This is a genomic window from Schlesneria paludicola DSM 18645, assembly GCF_000255655.1.
Classification (GTDB): domain Bacteria; phylum Planctomycetota; class Planctomycetia; order Planctomycetales; family Planctomycetaceae; genus Schlesneria; species Schlesneria paludicola.
Genome location: NZ_AHZR01000091.1, coordinates 1 through 3,459 on the forward strand (window position 1 = coordinate 1; position 3,459 = coordinate 3,459).

Annotated in this window: 2 rRNA genes; both read left to right on the forward strand. The window is 51.8% G+C overall.

What is annotated here, in order from left to right:
• Window positions 1-169: 169 nt before the first annotated feature.
• Window positions 170-2,989 (forward strand): 23S ribosomal RNA (locus OSO_RS0100075).
• Window positions 2,990-3,097: 108 nt separating this feature from the next.
• A 5S ribosomal RNA gene (gene rrf / locus OSO_RS0100080) occupies window positions 3,098-3,207 on the forward strand.
• Window positions 3,208-3,459 lie beyond the last annotated feature (252 nt).

A 3,459-nucleotide genomic window follows, 5' to 3' on the forward strand; every position in this document is an offset into this window, starting at 1 on the left:
ATCTCCCTCCCGCGTCGCCGCCAGCAAACGCTGAACGCGACGTAAAGCTCTTTAACAACTCGGTTTAAGCGATAAGAACTTGGTGATCTCACCAGTTGTCTTGGCGGCAATTTTCATGAATTGCGAATAGCTAAGGCAAGGGAATCTGCGTGAGATTCTGAAACCAAGTGGTCAAGTTATTAAGGGTGTGTGGAGGATTTCTCGGTGCCAAGAGGCGATGAAGGGCGTGGAAGACTGCGATAAGCCTGGGGAAGCTGTCAAACGAGCGTTGATCCCGGGATTCCTGAATTATTGCATGCTGAATTCATAGGTATGCAAGGCAAACCCAGGGAACTGAAACATCTAAGTACCTGGTGGAAAATAAAGAAAGTTCGATTTCCTGAGTAGCGGCGAGCGAAACGGAAACAGCCCAAACCATTAGCTTCGGCTAGCGGGGTTGCGGGGCCAGACGCGGAGTTATCAATCTACCTGCTAGAAGAACAGTGTTGGAAAGCACGACCACAGAGGGTGACAGTCCCGTATTCGAAAGTGGTGTAGACTCTTGTTTGGTACCCAAGTAGGTCCAGTCACGTGGAACCTGGACTGAATCCGGGAGGCCCATCTCCCAAGGCTAAATACTCCTTGGCAACCGATAGTTAACAAGTAGCGCGAGCGAAAGATGAGAAGAACCCCTGTTAGGGGAGGATGGTGAACATGAAACCACACACTTACAAGCTGTCGGAGCCCCTTACGTGGGTGACGGCGTGCCTATTGAATAATGACCCAGCGAGTTACTGTCATCGGCTTGATTAAGGCCTTCAGGGCCGGAGTCTCAGGGAAACCGAGTCTGAATAGGGCGTATTGTCGGTGGCGGTAGACGCGAACCCAGGTGAACTACCCATGGGCAGGTTGAAGCGCGGGTAAAACTGCGTGGAGGACCGAACTCACTAATGTTGAAAAATTAGGGGATGACCTGTGGGGAGGAGTAAAAGTCTAATCAAACCTGGAGATAGCTCGTTCTCTCCGAAATAACTTTAGGGTTAGCGTCGGTATTTTTCGATATGGGGGTAGAGAGACTGATCTGGCATGGGGGGCTACCCGCCTGCCCAGCCTAACCAAACTCCGAATACCATATCGAATACCCGGCAGTTAGTCCGTGAGGGAGAAGCTTCACGGTCGAGAGGGAAACAACCCAGATCGCCTGCTAAGGTCCCAAAGTTTTGCTAAGTCACAAAGGACATTAAGATACTGTGACAGCCGGGATGTTGGCTTAGAAGCAGCCACCATTTAAAAAGTGCGTAATAGCTTACCGGTCGAGTGTTTTAGTGCCGACAATGATCGGGAGTTAAGCAAAACGCCGAAGCAGCGGGCTCGCAAGAGCGGTAGGAGAGCGTTCCAAGGCAATTCAAGCTGTACCGTGAGGAGCAGTAGCGGGCCTTGGAAGTGTTTATGCTGGGATGAGTAACGATAAAACAGGTGAGAATCCTGTTCGCCGAAAGCCTAAGGTTTCCTGGGGAAGGTAAATCCGCCCAGGGTTAGTCGGCCCCTTAGTTCAGGCCGAAAGGCGTAGACGATGGACAGCAGGTTAATATTCCTGCACCGCTGTGTGGACTGATGTGGGGACGTTGTGTGAATCGAAGTCGGGCGGCTAGACGTGCCCGTAGCGCAAGCTCGAGTCCTTGTTGACGAAGCTTCCTGCAACATAATCAAGAAAAGCCACTAGGGTTGAAGCACACGACCGTACTAAAACTGACACAGGTAGGCGAGGCGAGTAGCCTCAGGCGCTCGGGAGAATGCTGGTTAAGGAACTCTGCAAATTGACCCCGTAAGTTCGCGAGAAGGGGTGCCTACTTCGGTAGGCCACAGATAATCGGCTCTAGCGACTGTTTACTAAAAACACAGGACTCTGCAAACTCGTAAGAGGACGTATAGAGTCTGACGCTTGCTCGGTGTCGGTAAGTTAAGGAAGAGGGTCAAGGTTTTGCCTGAAGCCCGCAACCGAAGCTCCGATAAACGGCGGCCGTAACTATGACGGTCCTAAGGTAGCGAAATTCCTTGTCGGGTAAGTTCCGACCTGCATGAATAGCGTAACGACTGGAGCACTGTCTCAACCAGCAACCCGGTGAAATTGCAGTTGTGGTGAGGATACCACGTACCCGCAGCTAGACGGAAAGACCCCATGAACCTTTACTGTAGGCTGATATTGGCTTTAGACAGTTCTTGTGTAGGATAGGTGGGAGGCGAAGACGTAGGTACGCTAGTACTTATCGAGCCAACGTTGAAATACCACCCTGGGCCTGTTTGGAGTCTAACACCGATCCATGAATCTGGATGGTGAACAGTGTCAGTTGGGCAGTTTGACTGGGGCGGTCTCCTCCCAAAATGTAACGGAGGAGTTCAAAGGTACCCTCAGCCTGGTTGGCAATCAGGCGAAGAGCGCAAGGGTAGAAGGGTGCTTGACTGCGAGACCTATAAGTCGAGCAGAGACGAAAGTCGGACCTAGTGATCCGGCGGTTCCGAATGGAAGGGCCGTCGCTCAACAGATAAAAGGTACTCTGGGGATAACAGGCTGATCACGCCCGAGCGTCCATAGCGGCGGCGTGGTTTGGCACCTCGATGTCGGCTCATCACATCCTGGGGGTGGAGAAGCTCCCAAGGGTTCGGCTGTTCGCCGATTAAAGTGGTACGTGAGCTGGGTTTAAACCGTCGTGAGACAGGTTGGTCCCTATCTGCTGTGGGCGTACGAAACTTGAGGGGTTTTCTCTTTAGTACGAGAGGATTTGGAGGGACGTACCTCTGGTGTTTCTGCTGTCACGCTAGTGGCATTGCAGGGTAGCTATGTACGGTCGGGATAAGCGCTGAAAGCATATAAGCGCGAAGCCTCTCCCAAGATTAGGTTTCGATGGAGCAATCCTGAAGTCCCCTGACAGACGATCAGGTTGATAGGTCGGAGATGTAAGGCAAGCAATTGTCTCAGTTGACCGATACTAATGGACGAAAACTTGACCACTTTGTTTTGGAATCTTGCAATCAGTTCTTATCGCGAATACCGAATGACGTTCTCCGACAGGAGAGCTCATTAAAGAGTTACGTGACGCTTGCGTCACGACGATAAAAGCCCGGTGACCATATGCCTGAGGAAACACACGTTCCCATTCCGAACACGACCGTTAAGCTCATGCAGCCGATGATAGTGCCTACAAGCGTGAAAGTAGGTTATTGCCGGGCATTTTAAAAACGACCCTCCACCAAAAGTGGAGGGTTTGTTTTTTCTTTGGGTGCTGATTTCGTTGAATCCCAGTTGCGTTGAGTACTGTCTCCACGATCGGTCGTGAGAGGAGCAGGGCAGTCTGGCGAGCCGAGAAGCGTTCGCTCATTGATCTCTTGCTGGGAAGCGCGCTGTGTCTTCGGATACCACGCGGCTGATGGCCGTAATCCGTAGAGCGAACGCAACTCGGTGTGCCGAATGTCTCGCTCCGG